Source organism: Bartonella sp. TS82HLJMH (assembly GCF_042193495.1).
Lineage (GTDB): Bacteria > Pseudomonadota > Alphaproteobacteria > Rhizobiales > Rhizobiaceae > Bartonella > Bartonella grahamii.
Genome location: NZ_JBHILU010000006.1, coordinates 86,679 through 100,941 on the forward strand (window position 1 = coordinate 86,679; position 14,263 = coordinate 100,941).

Annotated in this window: 12 protein-coding genes; 10 read left to right on the forward strand and 2 right to left on the reverse strand. The window is 38.5% G+C overall.

What is annotated here, in order from left to right; all coding sequences use genetic code 11:
* Positions 1–8: 8 nt before the first annotated feature.
* On the forward strand, positions 9–536 hold the full coding sequence (locus ACFIKO_RS04365; protein ID WP_273787899.1) for a DUF6101 family protein: 528 nt from the start codon (positions 9–11) through the stop codon (positions 534–536).
* 1,160 nt (positions 537–1,696) lie between these two features.
* Here ACFIKO_RS04365 and purD read toward each other — a convergent pair.
* A complete protein-coding gene (gene purD / locus ACFIKO_RS04370) occupies positions 1,697–2,971 on the reverse strand; it encodes a phosphoribosylamine--glycine ligase (protein WP_375673410.1) in 1,275 nt (424 codons plus the stop codon).
* Between the two features lie 90 nt (positions 2,972–3,061).
* On the opposite strand from purD, the gene ubiA reads away from it, so the two are divergent.
* The gene (gene ubiA / locus ACFIKO_RS04375; RefSeq protein ID WP_375619736.1) at positions 3,062–4,066 is read left to right on the forward strand and encodes a 4-hydroxybenzoate octaprenyltransferase; all 1,005 of its coding nucleotides are present in this window, start codon (positions 3,062–3,064) and stop codon (positions 4,064–4,066) included.
* A 236-nt stretch (positions 4,067–4,302) separates the two neighbouring features.
* Here the strand turns inward: ubiA and pdxH are convergent, their stop codons facing one another.
* Positions 4,303–4,926, reverse strand: coding sequence for a pyridoxamine 5'-phosphate oxidase (gene pdxH / locus ACFIKO_RS04380; RefSeq protein WP_273787902.1), 624 nt, complete (start codon positions 4,924–4,926; stop codon positions 4,303–4,305).
* A gap of 325 nt (positions 4,927–5,251) precedes the next feature.
* Here pdxH and ACFIKO_RS04385 point away from each other — a divergent pair, with 325 nt between their 5' ends.
* From ACFIKO_RS04385 to ACFIKO_RS04420, 8 genes are all read left to right on the forward strand, one after another.
* On the forward strand, positions 5,252–6,154 hold the full coding sequence (locus ACFIKO_RS04385; protein ID WP_375619737.1) for a DnaJ C-terminal domain-containing protein: 903 nt from the start codon (positions 5,252–5,254) through the stop codon (positions 6,152–6,154).
* Positions 6,155–6,282: 128 nt separating this feature from the next.
* Positions 6,283–7,101 carry an enoyl-ACP reductase FabI gene (gene fabI, locus ACFIKO_RS04390; RefSeq protein WP_375619738.1) on the forward strand — a complete coding sequence of 273 codons (819 nt, stop codon included), beginning with the start codon at positions 6,283–6,285 and terminating at the stop codon, positions 7,099–7,101.
* Between the two features lie 148 nt (positions 7,102–7,249).
* Positions 7,250–8,338: a chorismate synthase gene (aroC, locus tag ACFIKO_RS04395; protein WP_375673411.1), complete on the forward strand. Its 1,089-nt coding sequence runs from the start codon at positions 7,250–7,252 to the stop codon at positions 8,336–8,338.
* Between the two features lie 15 nt (positions 8,339–8,353).
* Positions 8,354–9,466, forward strand: a complete 1,113-nt coding sequence (ribB, locus tag ACFIKO_RS04400; protein ID WP_375619740.1) for a 3,4-dihydroxy-2-butanone-4-phosphate synthase — start codon at positions 8,354–8,356, stop codon at positions 9,464–9,466.
* A gap of 7 nt (positions 9,467–9,473) precedes the next feature.
* Positions 9,474–9,728 (forward strand): exodeoxyribonuclease VII small subunit, encoded by a 255-nt coding sequence (locus tag ACFIKO_RS04405; protein WP_375619741.1) that lies wholly within the window; start codon positions 9,474–9,476, stop codon positions 9,726–9,728.
* Positions 9,729–9,963: 235 nt separating this feature from the next.
* Positions 9,964–11,886: a 1-deoxy-D-xylulose-5-phosphate synthase gene (dxs, locus tag ACFIKO_RS04410; protein WP_375673412.1), complete on the forward strand. Its 1,923-nt coding sequence runs from the start codon at positions 9,964–9,966 to the stop codon at positions 11,884–11,886.
* A gap of 1 nt (position 11,887) precedes the next feature.
* On the forward strand, positions 11,888–12,637 hold the full coding sequence (locus tag ACFIKO_RS04415) for a TlyA family RNA methyltransferase (protein ID WP_375673413.1): 750 nt from the start codon (positions 11,888–11,890) through the stop codon (positions 12,635–12,637).
* Positions 12,630–13,883 carry a class I SAM-dependent RNA methyltransferase gene (locus ACFIKO_RS04420; protein WP_375673414.1) on the forward strand — a complete coding sequence of 418 codons (1,254 nt, stop codon included), beginning with the start codon at positions 12,630–12,632 and terminating at the stop codon, positions 13,881–13,883. Before ACFIKO_RS04415 ends, ACFIKO_RS04420 begins: the two co-directional genes overlap by 8 nt.
* Positions 13,884–14,263 lie beyond the last annotated feature (380 nt).

The following is a 14,263-nucleotide window of genomic DNA, read 5'->3' on the forward strand; positions in this document are numbered from 1 at the left end:
TAATGTATATGGCTAATCAATGCTTTAATCAGGCAAAAGCGGTGCTTGAATTTCGGTTAGATCCGTGCCATTTGCCACAAACGACGACATATTTTTCATCCAAAACGGGTAATCAGGTTATTTGTTCATTAAATGAGCGTGGTGTTTCTTTTAAAACGGATATGCCTTCAAGCTTATCGCATTTAATACCCCCTTATCATTTCCAAGGAATTGCAGCACGTACCGTAAAAACGCGTTCAGGAGAAAGAGCTGTTGCACTAGAATTACTTCATGCTGATGAGGAAGCTTGTATACCGCTTTTGGTTTCCAGAGATTTGAATAATGTTCTTCTGGATTGGCGATTATGGGCGGATACTTATGGCCTCCCCATGCTTATGATCAATGAAGATAATCGCATTCTGGTTGTAAAAGATCGTTCTGATTTACATCGTTTTTTTGGTACAACAGCACATTCTAAACAAAAGCGTTTCTTACTTCGTTATAGTAATCCGTTAGGCTTGCGTTTGGTGATTGCGAATCGAGTTGCACTCCAGTAATATTAATATGCATTCATTTTTGTACTACCGTAAGCATTTATCTTGTTGTGCCGTAAAACATCGTTGTTTGGGGCGGTAGTATAAGGCATGTAAACTTCACACATGAAGTATTTTTAGAGGATATGGCGAATATTCTTAAGTTTGCTTGCCGATCTTTGTGTAATTGAAGCATATGAGTGGGAATCAAGAGGAACCTGCTCAATGAGAATCCAGACGTTTACAGATGGGATTTGGTGTGATTTCTGGTTCTTTAAGGCAAAGAGGAAATCAATGATTGTAAATGAGAATTTTTTGACACCATATATTGGCAGCAGGAATCGGTTATGTTAAACGCTTTTCTCGGAGAGGTAAAACGGCTTTCATAACAATAGAAACCGTTTTTTGGCGGTGTAATTTTTAGTTTTCGCCACATCATTAAAACGCGAGCAGATTGCTGGAAGTGTTTTTTACTTTTTTTATAAATCATTTCTCTATGTTGAATGAGAGCTTTGAATATTGCAAAATATTCTTACTTCATCTCTCTCCTATAATCAAAATCATTTTTTTGCACGTTATAAGAAGGGTTAGAGTGTGGATAAAAATCATTAAAAAAGAGTAAACACTCTCTGATAAAGCATTTAGATAGAAAGGGTTATCATAATATTGAGAGTTGGAAAATACAATAATGGTATCGGTTTTTATCTTTATTCCAGAAAGATGGCAGAATGGGTTTATACTATTTGCAGGTAGTATCGTAAAATGGGAGCGACGAGCATGAGAGATATTGTTTAAGAATTTGTACGTGAATAACATCAAGATCTTTTTTTGGCATTTTATTTTTCGTAAAAGCGGAATTTCATTAAAAAACGTAATAAATAAAAGAAATGATACTATATATGTTTTTCTTCAGGGTTTTATAAGAAAGAAAGTGTTTATAAAAGTGATGAGAAAATACGTTTAAAGTAAATACAACAGTAAAATGATCAGTTTATATTACAGTGTCATATTCAGAAAAATTTCCTATTTTATCATGAGTAGATATCCTATTTACAATATTTGATTGTTCAAAGGAAAGCACACTCATTTTTTCAAAATTATAGTCAACGTAAAACAGTAAGAAAATTTGTGTATCATGCTCTTATATAAAATAATCAAATCGTAAAAAAGAATATTCAAAGAATTTAGTTTTCTCGCGCAATGGCTCTCCATCCGATATCACGACGAACAAAACCTTCTGGCCAATCAATACAATCAACAGCTTCATAAGCACGTTTTTGTGCGTGCGTAATCGTTTTTCCTGTTGCTGTTATATTGAGAACACGTCCACCATTTGCAATGAGTTCTCCATCACACAATACTGTACCAGCTTGAAAAACTTTCACATTGGGAAGATTGTTTACTTTATCAACGTTACGGATAACAGTACCTTTTTGGGGAGAGTCTGGATAACCATTAGCAGCCATAACAACGGTGAGAGCAGTTTTTTCAGACCACTGAAGAGGCTTATTTTCAAGTTTTCCTTGAGCTGCAGCAAGAAAAATTGGCAAGATGTCATCTTTGAGGCGCATCATTAAAACTTGACATTCAGGATCACCGAATCGTACGTTAAATTCAATTAATTCGGGTCCTTTTTGCGTTATCATTAATCCGACGAAGAGAATACCTTTAAAGGGGGCACCCATTTCTTTCATGCTTTTTAAAGCTGGTTCAACAATTTCTTTGAGGGTACGATTCACTATATCTTGGGTCATGATGGGCGCTGGTGAATAAGCACCCATACCACCGGTGTTTGCTCCAATATCCCCATCACCTACACGTTTATGATCTTGAGCAGATCCAAAAGGAAGAGCAACTTTACCATCACAAAGGCAGAAGAAGCTTGCTTCTTCACCTTCAAGAAAAGATTCTACAACAATTTTATTTCCTGCATCTCCAAATGCACTTTTGAAGCAGGCATCGACTGCGTTAAATGCTTCTTCCATAGTTGTTGCAACCACGACACCTTTGCCAGCTGCTAAGCCATCAGCTTTAATAACAATGGGAACACCTTGTTGATGAATGTAAGCTTTAGCTTTAGAAGCATCATTAAAGCATTGGTAACTTCCTGTAGGAATGTTATTCTTACGACATAAATCTTTCGTAAAAGCTTTTGAACCTTCTAGTTGAGCAGCTTTTTGAGTAGGACCAAATACACAGATGTTAGCGCTATTAAGAGAGTCTGTTATACCCGCAACCAATGGTGCTTCTGGTCCTACAATCACAAGATCAATAGAATGTTTTTTACAAAAATCAATAACAAGGGGATGGTCATCAATGTCTAAATTAATATTTTCACCAAATTCTGTTGTTGCAGGGTTTCCAGGAGCACAATATAACTTTGTTAGCAGTGGTGATGCTGCTATTTTCCATGCTAAAGCATGTTCTCGTCCACCTGAGCCAATAAGAAGAATATTCATTGCTTGCTCCTCTCATAAAAGATGATTAATCTTATCTCCTTCTCATAAGAATGAAATGTCTCTATCGCAAGACCAAAGGTAAATCATTTGATGAAAAAAAATAAAAATATCGCGCATGTTCAATCCTGTGAGAGTCAGGGACGGGTTATGGATGCATCTTCCAAACAATGGGTCTACAATTTTCTTCCCTGTTCTTTATGGTTTTATGCGCAATTGGCGCGTTGGGATCGGCCTATCGGATGGCAATTGTTGATGTGGCCTTGTTTTTGGTCAACAACAATGGCTTTTTTCTCTTATAACATGCATTACGATACTCTTTTATCAATGTTTCTTCATTGGGTTTGGTATCTTTTTCTTTTTTTTCTGGGATCTATTGCTATGCGAGGGGCAGGATGTACTTGGAATGATCTTATTGACCATAAAATTGATGCTCAGGTAGAAAGGACACGTTCTCGTCCATTGCCGACAGGTCATGTGAGTCGGTTTCAAGCAAGAGTTTTTATACTTATACAATGTTTGGTTGGTTTAGTCATTTTATCACAATTTAATAGGTTTAGTTTTTTTCTAGGTATTTCGTCATTGATAGCTGTTGCATTTTATCCTTTTATGAAACGCGTAACATATTGGCCGCAGTTTTTTTTAGGCGTTGCGTTTAATTGGGGGGCATTAATGGGGTGGGCTGTTGTCTTTGGAAGTTTAAGCTGGGCACCAATCTTGCTTTATGTGGGATCAATCTTGTGGACCATAGGATACGATACAATCTATGCACATCAAGATAAAGAAGATGATGCTACTGTTGGTGTTCGTTCTACGGCTCTTCTCTTTGGTAAAGGAACCAAGCGTGCTTTAGTATTTTTGTATGGTGGTTTTGTGGTGTTTGTTAGTCTAGCATTTTATTTAGCTGGAGTCCCTGTTCTTAGCTTTTTGGGGATTTTTATGGCAAGCATCCATATGTTTATTCAAATTAAAGTCATTGATATAGATGACAGTTCACAATGCCTCAGGCTTTTCAAATCTAATTCGCTTATTGGTTTTGTGATTTTTGCTGGTTTGGTATTTGGGGGTATATGGACGATATTTTATCCTGCTGTCTAAAAATAAGTTAGCTAAAATCATAGTTTCTGCTGAATACAGTATTTTCTTTTAAATTAGCTTGTTGCTAATCTGTTTTAAGCGATACAGTAGGAAATATTACCAATGAACTTTTACAGTGAAAATGAAATTCTTCTATTTAAATAAAATGAATCATCTTCTTTTAGAATTTTTCAAATAAAAAATATTTGTTTAACTGTTGGGAAGAAAAAATCTTTATAACGATGAAGTTTGAAGGATTAGGGATAAAGTTTTTGTCTTTTCCAATCGCTGTGTTCAACACAATCGCGTGTAAAAAGCAGACGATCATGTAAACGAAATGGGCGATCGCACCAGAACTCTATAGAAAGGGGTTTAACACGAAATCCAGACCAATAAGGTGGTCGTGGAATATTGCCTAGAGCATAACGCGCAGTATATTGAGCAATTGCTTTTTCGAGCACAAAACGATTGTCTAAAGGTTGAGATTGTTTAGATGCCCATGCACCAATTCGACTACCACGTGGTCGCGATTGGAAATAGGCATCGGCTTCCTGTTGACTTACTTTTTCAACAATTCCTCTAATTCTGACCTGACGACGGAGTGATTTCCAATGAAAACCTAAGGATGCTTTCATTGATTTTAAAATTTCTTGTCCTTTACAGCTTTCATAATTGGTATAGAAGACGAAGCCTTGGGGACTGTAGTCTTTGAGGAGAACCATACGAACATTAGGGAGTCCTGTTTCGTCAACTGTTGCTAATGCCATAGCATTTGGATCATTTATTTCACTTATCGTTGCCTCTTCAAGCCACTTTGCGAAAAGTTCAAAAGGTTTTTGCATTTTCATAAAATGATCATCTGTTGGTATTTTGTTGCTCATAGTTTCTCCAAATATCAGTGAGCATGGGTGAGGCATTTTCTCATTTACTTTACCATCAAAAAGTTACAGTACTATTTTTTCTTATTTTCAAAAAGCCAATGCTATTGTGTATTTCTATGATAGTTTAATCATTTTTACTTTAGCATAGACTACAATGAGCTATATTAAATAAATGTCTCATTTTATCTGGTATTTTAGTTTATTGATAGACATATAAAGAGGAAAGAAGAAATTATTCTCTAGAATAGACTGATGAAGATATAAGGGATATTGAACAACGGATCAGTTGATATTTTAAAAACGAAAAAATTGAAAAGAGGGCAATATGCGTGATCCCTACACGATTTTGGGTGTGGCACGTACCGCAAAATCGCAAGAGATTAAATCGGCATTTAGAAGATTAGCAAAGAAGTATCATCCAGACCATAATAAAGATGATACAAAGGCTAAAGAAAAATTTGCTGAAATTAATCAAGCTTATGAAATTATAGGTGATAAGGATAAAAAGGCACAATTTGACCGCGGTGAAATTGATATGGAAGGAAAACCGCTTTATCAAGCCTATAGTACTGGTGAAAATTTTAGCAATAAACAAAATCCCTTTTCAGGAAGAGCAAAGGGATTTGATTTTTCCTCTTCAGGTGGTGCAGGTTTTGATGCAAGTGATATTTTTCGGGATCTGTTTGGAGGAGGTGGTAGCTTTTCGAATTCCACACACTATAACCGTCCCCAACAAGGAGCACATGTTCGTGCTAATCTTGCTGTAACATTAGAGCAGATGGTTGGCGCAGAAAAGGTGGAAGCTGTTTTTCCAAATGGAAAAAAGTTAAAAATTAAACTTCCAGATTATATTGAAGACGGACAGACTATTCGATTAAAAGGTCAGGGAGAAGAGGTACCTCTTGGGCAAGCAGGAGATGCGTTGATAACCATTCAGATTCAAAAACATCCTCATTTTCGGGTTGAAGGAAGAGCACTCCATCTTGATTTACCAGTTTCTCTTAAACATGCTGTTTTGGGAGCAAAAGAAGAAGTTGAGACGTTGGAGGGACGTGTGGTTTTAACGATTCCTGCTTGGTCAAGTTCTGATCGCGTTTTACGGTTGAAAGGGAAAGGGCTTCGTTTAAAAAATGGTACAAGAGATGATCTTTATGTGCATGTTCGCATTATGTTACCGGAAGGTGAAAATGCCGCGCTAGAACAGTTTTTGCAAATGCAACAAGATTAATTTTAAAATTTTTTATATATAAAAGCGTAGTTTTTGTTTGATTTTAAACCAATTGCTTGAAGAAAAAGTTGACCTGTGTCATAGGCAGATGAATAATATTAATTTTAAGTAACAATGGGGCAGTGCTGATGGCTAAGGGTAATGGTTTATTGTACGGTAAGCGTGGTTTAATTTTGGGGTTGGCCAATAATCGCTCCATCGCTTGGGGAATCGCTAAAGCGGCAAGTGGCGCAGGGGCAGAGCTTGCTTTTACCTATCAGGGTGAAGCAATGAAAAAGCGTGTTGAGCCTTTGGCTGAAGAATTAAAGGGGTTTGTTTGTGGACATTGTGATGTTTCTGACAGTGTCTCTATTGATACGGTCTTTAGAGAAATAGAGAAGAAATGGGGAAAACTCGATTTTTTAGTTCATGCTATTGGTTTTTCTGATAAGGATGAATTAAGTGGTCGTTATATTGATATCAGCGAATCAAATTTTATGATGACCATGAATATTTCCGTTTATTCCCTAACAGCTCTCACGAAGCGTGCAGAGAAATTGATGCCAGATGGTGGTTCAATTTTGACACTGACTTATTATGGTGCAGAAAAGGTTGTTCCCAATTATAATGTAATGGGGGTTGCCAAAGCAGCTCTTGAAGCGAGCGTGAAATATTTAGCGGTAGATTTAGGTCCTCAAAATATTCGTGTTAATGCTATATCTGCTGGACCAATTAAAACGCTAGCGGCTTCTGGTATTGGTGATTTTCGTTATATTTTAAAATGGAATGAATATAATGCTCCATTACGTCGTACGGTAACAATTGAAGAGGTTGGTGATTCTGCGCTTTATTTTCTTTCAGATTTGTCTCGTTCTGTTACTGGTGAAGTCCATCATGTCGATTCGGGTTATAATATCATAGGTATGAAAGCAGTTGATGCACCAGACATTTCTGTCGTTAAAGAATAAAGTTTGGTTTATAGGATTTTATTGAACAACAGTAATTTGACCAAATTCAAAGTGGCTAAGAGTATTTTGGAGCAAAGAGCTACCTTATATATAGCACACAACATACGTTGTCGTTGTATATATTTGACAGAGAAACGGATCTTTTTTCATGTCGCATAATACATTTGGTCATTTGTTTCGTGTAACAACATGGGGTGAAAGTCATGGTGCTGCTCTTGGTTGTGTCATTGATGGTTGTCCACCTGGAATCATTTTTACTCTTGCAGAAGTTCAAGCTTATCTTGATAAACGCAAACCAGGACAATCAAAATATACAACGCAGCGCCAAGAATCAGATCAAGTAGAGGTTCTTTCAGGGGTTATTGTTCAAGATGATGGCACGACATTGGTGACAACGGGTACGCCAATTTCTCTGTTTATTCGAAACACAGATCAACGCTCGAAAGATTATAGCTCCATTGTTCATCAGTATCGTCCAAGTCATGCGGACTACACTTATGATGTTAAATATGGCATTCGTGATTTCCGAGGTGGAGGGCGTGCTTCAGCACGTGAGACGGCGGCACGCGTTGCGGCAGGTGCTCTTGCGCGTAAAATCGTTCCTAGCCTGATTGTACGGGGCGCTGTGATAGCTATTGGTCCTCATACTATTAATCGCGATCGTTGGGATTGGTCAGAGGTTGATAACAATCCTTTTTTTATACCTGATGCAGAGATGGTGCCTGTTTTTAGTGATTATATCAATAAACTCCGTAAAGATGGTTCATCTGTTGGTGCTGTTGTTGAGATTGTTGCAGAAAATGTTCCGGCGGGTTTAGGAGCACCTATTTACGCAAAACTTGATCAGGATATTGCATCATTACTCATGTCAATTAATGCAGTTAAAGGGGTTGAAATTGGTGATGGTTTTGCAGCAGCTCGCTTGAGGGGAGAAGAAAATGCAGATGAAATGCGGATGGGAAGTGATGGAGAACCACTCTTTCTTTCCAATCATGCTGGTGGTATTTTAGGTGGAATATCGAGCGGACAGCCAATTATTGCACGTTTCGCCGTGAAGCCTACTTCATCAATTTTGATTCCACGTCGTTCAATTGATGTTGATGGTAACAATGTAGATGTTATAACGAAGGGACGCCATGATCCGTGTGTTGGAATTCGTGCTGTTCCTGTTGGTGAAGCGATGGTCGCTTGTGCTCTTGCTGATCATTATTTAAGGCATCGCGGTCAGGTGGGTTGATTGGAAAGGTAAGTGATGACTTATGATCAGAAGAAAATTATTTCTGCGCTTCGAGCTTTTGAACGCGGTGAAATTGTTGTGGTTACGGATGATGATGGCCGTGAAAACGAGGGTGATTTAACTGTTGCCGCTGTCCATTGTACAGAGGAAAAGATGGCGTTTATCATTCGCCACACAACAGGAATTGTTTGTGCTCCTATGCCAAAAGAAGAAGCGCAACGATTTCATCTTGCTCCTATGGTGCCAGATAATAATTCAGCGCACAGGACTCAATTTACTGTTACTGTGGATTTTAAACATGGGATAACGACGGGGATTTCCGCGCACGATCGCACATTGGCAGTTCGTAATCTTGCTAATCCAAATGCCAGTGCTCATGATTTCGTTCGTCCAGGACACATTTTCCCTTTGATTGCGCATGAAGGGGGGGTTCTTATGCGTTCAGGTCACACGGAGGCGGCTGTCGATTTATGTAAATTAGCTGGTTTGCCGCCAGTTGGTGTTATTGGCGAATTGGTCAATGATGATGGCAGCGTTAAACACGGAGATGAAGTTACAAAATTTGCCCAAGATAATCGATTGCATATGATAACGGTTGCAGATTTAATTGCTTATCGTCAGCGTAAGGAAATGTTAATCAGGCATGTTGGAGAAATGCATATTGAAACACCGGTAGGACCTGCTATTGTTCAGAGTTATCAACTTCCGTGGGAAGCAGTTCAGCATGTTGCAATCATTTTTGGTGATATTCGTGATGGTGAGGATATTCCGGTGCGTTTGCATCGTGAAAACATTATGAATGATGTTTTTGGTCAATCATCAGATATTACCGCTATCATGCGGCGTATGATGGAAAAGGAAAAACGTGGTGTTTTTGTTTATTTGCGTGAAGGATCGGTTGGTGTTGGTCACCAACCAGCTATTAGCATCCAGGAAATGGCAAAAGAAGGTTCAGAAAACCATGTACAGGCAATTGAGCGCGAAGAAGAATGGCGCCAAATTGGTTTAGGGTCACAAATTTTGAAACATTTAGGAATTAGTTCTGTTATTGTTTACGCTTATAAAGAGCGTCATTATGTAGGTTTAGAAGGTTTTGGGATTCGTATATCCAAAACCGATATCTTGTGAGGGTTGCATGAAACAAGAGATAAAAAAGGGGGATATTACAGCGTTAAGTTTTGAGGAAGCACTTAAGCAGCTTGAAGTGATTGTTGAGAATTTGGAACGCGGTGATGTTCCTTTAGAACAATCAATTGATATTTATGAGCGTGGTGAGGCTCTTAAAAAGCATTGCGAGAAACTCTTGAAAGTAGCTGAAGCTAAAGTTGAGAAAATTCAGTTTTCAGAGGGAGGTTCTCCAGAAGGTGTAGAGCCACTTGATCCTGAATAATATTAAATATTTTGGATATTTATTATGAAACTAGGAGATATAATAACCTTTTTTATAGAAAATTAAATTTATTGATTTCTTTTTTATAAAATAAGTTAAAAATGAGGAAATTATAGCTTATCTTAAATAGGAAAGAATATTTTTCAGTAAAAAAGATGCAAACTGTAAATAAGAGTAGAGAAGATATATTTTATCGTTGCGTTTTTTTGAGTTAAGATAATAGAAAGGTTTTTTTTTGTCTCAGGTCTTAACACCATTACTTGACCGTGTTTGTTTTCCGCAAGATTTGCGGGCATTGCCTGAGTCTGATTTGGTACAGTTGGCTGATGAGTTGCGGACCGCAACAATTGATGCGGTATCTGTAACAGGTGGTCATCTTGGGGCGGGACTTGGTGTTGTTGAGCTCACTGTTGCATTACATTATATTTTTAATACACCAGAGGATAGGATTATTTGGGATGTTGGTCATCAAACCTATCCACACAAGATTTTAACGGGGCGTAGAGAAAAAATTCGCACATTACGTCAAGAGGGTGGATTATCAGGTTTTACAAAACGTTCAGAAAGTGTGTATGATCCATTTGGAGCGGGTCATTCGTCTACTTCTATTTCAGCGGGGCTTGGTATGGCGGTGGCAAGTGCTTTGAAAGCAGAGACAAGACGTAATATCATAGCTGTCATTGGTGATGGTGCAATGTCTGCGGGCATGGCTTATGAAGCAATGAACAACGCTGGTGCTTTGGATGCCCGCTTGATTGTTGTTCTTAATGATAACGATATGTCTATCGCACCACCTACAGGTGCTATGAGTGCACATCTTGCACGATTAGTATCTCGTCCTTCTTATCGTCATTTGCGTGAACGCGTAAAGATGTTGAGCGAAAAATTGCCAAAGTTTTTTTTGGATAAGGCACGTCGTTCAGAGGAATTTGCGCGTGGCCTTTTGGTTGGGGGAACTTTATTTGATGAGCTTGGTTTCTACTATGTTGGACCAATAGATGGTCACAATTTAGGGCATTTATTGCCTGTTTTGAAAAATGTTCGTGAATATCCTGATGGTCCTGTTTTAGTGCATGTAGTAACCCATAAAGGCAAAGGTTATGCACCTGCCGAAGCATCATCTGATAAATATCATGGGGTTAATCGTTTTGATGTCACGACAGGAAAACAGGTTAAAGCATCAAGTAATATTCTACCCTATACCAAGGTATTTTCTAAAGCTTTAATAGAAGAAGCTCACCATGATGATAAGATTGTTGGCATAACAGCGGCAATGCCAACAGGAACGGGTCTTGATTCTTTCGCTGAAAAATTTCCTGAAAGAATGTTTGATGTTGGTATTGCTGAGCAGCATGCCGTAACTTTTGCTGCCGGCATTGCTTGTGAAGGCTACAAGCCTTTTGTCGCGATTTATTCCACTTTTTTACAGCGCGCTTATGATCAGATTATTCACGATGTGTCGATTCAAAAGTTACCGGTGCGTTTTGCGATTGATCGAGCAGGTTTTGTGGGTGCAGATGGTGCGACGCACGCTGGCAGTTTTGATATTGTTTTTTTGACCACTCTTCCTGAATTTGTTGTTATGGCGCCTTCTGATGAAGTCGAGCTGATGCATATGGTACGCACTGCTGCAGCTTATGATCAAGGGCCAATTTCTTTTCGTTATCCACGTGGTGAGGGTATTGGTATGGATTTGCCACAGCGCGGAGAGTTACTAGAGATTGGAAAAGGACGTGTTTTGCGTGAGGGAAACAGGGTAGCTTTGGTTTGTTTTGGAGCGCGGATGTCAGAAGTGCTGATGGCTGCTGATGCGTTAAGTGCAGAAGGATTGTCTACCACGGTTGCGGATGCACGGTTTGCTAAACCTTTGGATAAGGATTTGATGCGTCGTTTGGCACGTGAACATGAAGTATTGGTAACAATTGAAGAAGGCGCAATGGGTGGATTTGGAGCACACTTGCTACAGTTTTTGGCACAAGAAGGGCTTTTGGAGCATGGTTTAAAAGTTCGCACATTAACACTTCCTGATAAATATTTGAATCACGGTTCACCAGAGACAGTTCTTGCGCGTATTGGACTTGATGCTGTTGGTATTATTAACACTGTCTTTACTGCTTTAGGACGAAAAATGCGGACAATGCAGAAAATTCGAGTATGAAATGGGCGTTAAGAAAAGGCTTGATGTTTTTTTAGTTGAAAAAAACTTTTTTACGACGCGTTCACGGGCACGCGACGCCATTATACGCCAAACTATTAAAGTTGATGGCGAAATAGTTTTTAAAGCTGGGCAAATCATTTCTAATGACGCAGACATTGTAGTTTGTGATCCTGCACAAAATTATGTTTCACGTGCGGCGTTAAAATTGATCAGTGCACTTGATACATTTCCGATTATAACAGATAAAGTAACTGCCATTGATATTGGTGCATCGACAGGTGGTTTTACACAAGTTCTTTTAGAGCGTGGAGCAGCACATATTATTGCTGTTGATGTTGGTAATAATCAGTTTGATGCACGTTTATTTGGGAACAGTGCGATAACTTTATTAGAAGGCTTAAATGCTAGAGATTTAAAACAGAAACATTTAGAAGGTCGGGAAATTGATCTCATAGTATCAGATGTTAGTTTTATTTCTCTCAAACTTGCATTACCTCCCGTTTTGTCTTTAGCTAGGAAAGGAGCTCAAGCGGTTTTATTGGTAAAGCCACAATTTGAAATTGGTCGAGAAGCTATCGGTAAGGGCGGGGTATTGAGAAATCCATCAATAGCAAAACAAACTGCTGAAGATCTTTTTGATTGGCTAAACACTCAAAGAGAGTGGACCGCGAAAGGTTTGCTTCCTTCACCCATAGCAGGTGGTGATGGCAATATAGAATATTTGTTATTCGGGGAAAAAAAGAGTGAATAACAGAGTTATAATCGACCATATCGGACCTAACGGTTATGCTATTTCAAATACACCGTATGGCTCTATCTATGTTCCTTTTACTTTACCAGGAGAGGTTGCTCTAGTTTCTCTTCGTGGGAAATATGGAAAACTTATTACATTAGAAGAAAAATCACCAGAACGTATTGAAGCTAATTGCCAACATTTTGAGCATTGTGGAGGGTGCATGCTTCAGCATTGGCGTAGCGATTTTTATAGCTCTTGGAAACGCCAACTGGTTGTTGATGCGCTTAAAAGGCATGGGATTGATGTCTCTGTTTCTCCTTTAATTGAATGTGGACATCACACTCGCCGACGAGTTACTTTAACAGCGCTTGCCACTCAGAAAGGTCATATTATTGGTTTTAACCGTTATTTATCTCATGATGTTATCGCCCTCAAGGAATGTCCAGTCACACGTTTAGAGATTATGTCTAAATTAGATGATATCAAGGTTCTTTGTGGTCTTGTAAGTAATCATAACAAACGGTTTCATATTACGATAACGTCTGTTGAAAATGGCTTAGACGTTGCTTTGAATGGGTGTGTTGTGCGGGATGAGCACATTCGTCAGAAAATGGTGCATGCAGCCCTTTCATGTGGAATTACGCGTCTGTCTGTTGAAGGTGAGGTTTTGATTGAACGAGAAAAACCATTGGTTTGCTTTGGAGATGTTCGTATTGAACTTCCTCCTGGAGGTTTTCTTCAAGCCACTTTTGAAGCAGAAAATATTATGAGTAATATTATTTTATCTCATTTAAAAAAGGCAAAGAATGCTGTTGATTTGTTTTCCGGAGTGGGAACATTTGCGTTGCGTATGGCAAAAAAAGTAAATGTTCACGCGGTTGAGAATGATGGGGTAGCGTTAGAGAATCTAAATCGGGCAGCACGTTTTGCGACCGGTTTAAAAACAGTAACTTGTGAAAAACGTGATCTCTTTCGTCGTCCACTTTCTGGGAAGGAACTTGAGTGTTTTGAGTGCGTTGTTTTTGACCCTCCACGCGCTGGTGCGCAAGAGCAGGTGCGTGAATTAGCGAAGGCGACAATCCCATGTGTAGTGGCAATTTCATGCAATCCTGTTACGTTTGCTCGTGATTTATCTCTTCTTGTTGCGAGTGGTTATACAATAGAACAGATCATACCGATTGATCAATTTTTATGGTCACCACATGTCGAAATTGTTGCTTTTTTAAGCAAAAAGAAAAAAAAGAAAGCTTGGAAGCTTTAGCCTAAAATTTTTTTAATGCCATGAAGATTTTTTTAAAAGTTTACTTGAGTATTATTATAAAATCTCTCCAAAATTCATCTATAATAATAACCTTTTTCTCGTTGAATTAAGAGCACTGAATGTAGAAAGTGTTTTTTATTTTAAACTTTTTATTATAAATATATAAAAGGTAAATTACCCCACACAAAAGACTAATGTATTACGAAGAAGATGTGTCTGAACAAGCCGGTGCCAGTGTTATATTTGCCATCTCCCAATGTGGCTACAACTTTTGGTATTTGAGAGGGGACATAAGAGAAATCTTTGGTCCTGTCTTTTACAGTTTTTATTCATATAACTCCCCCCACCTGTAACGTACAAACGAAAGGTTTTGATTGATT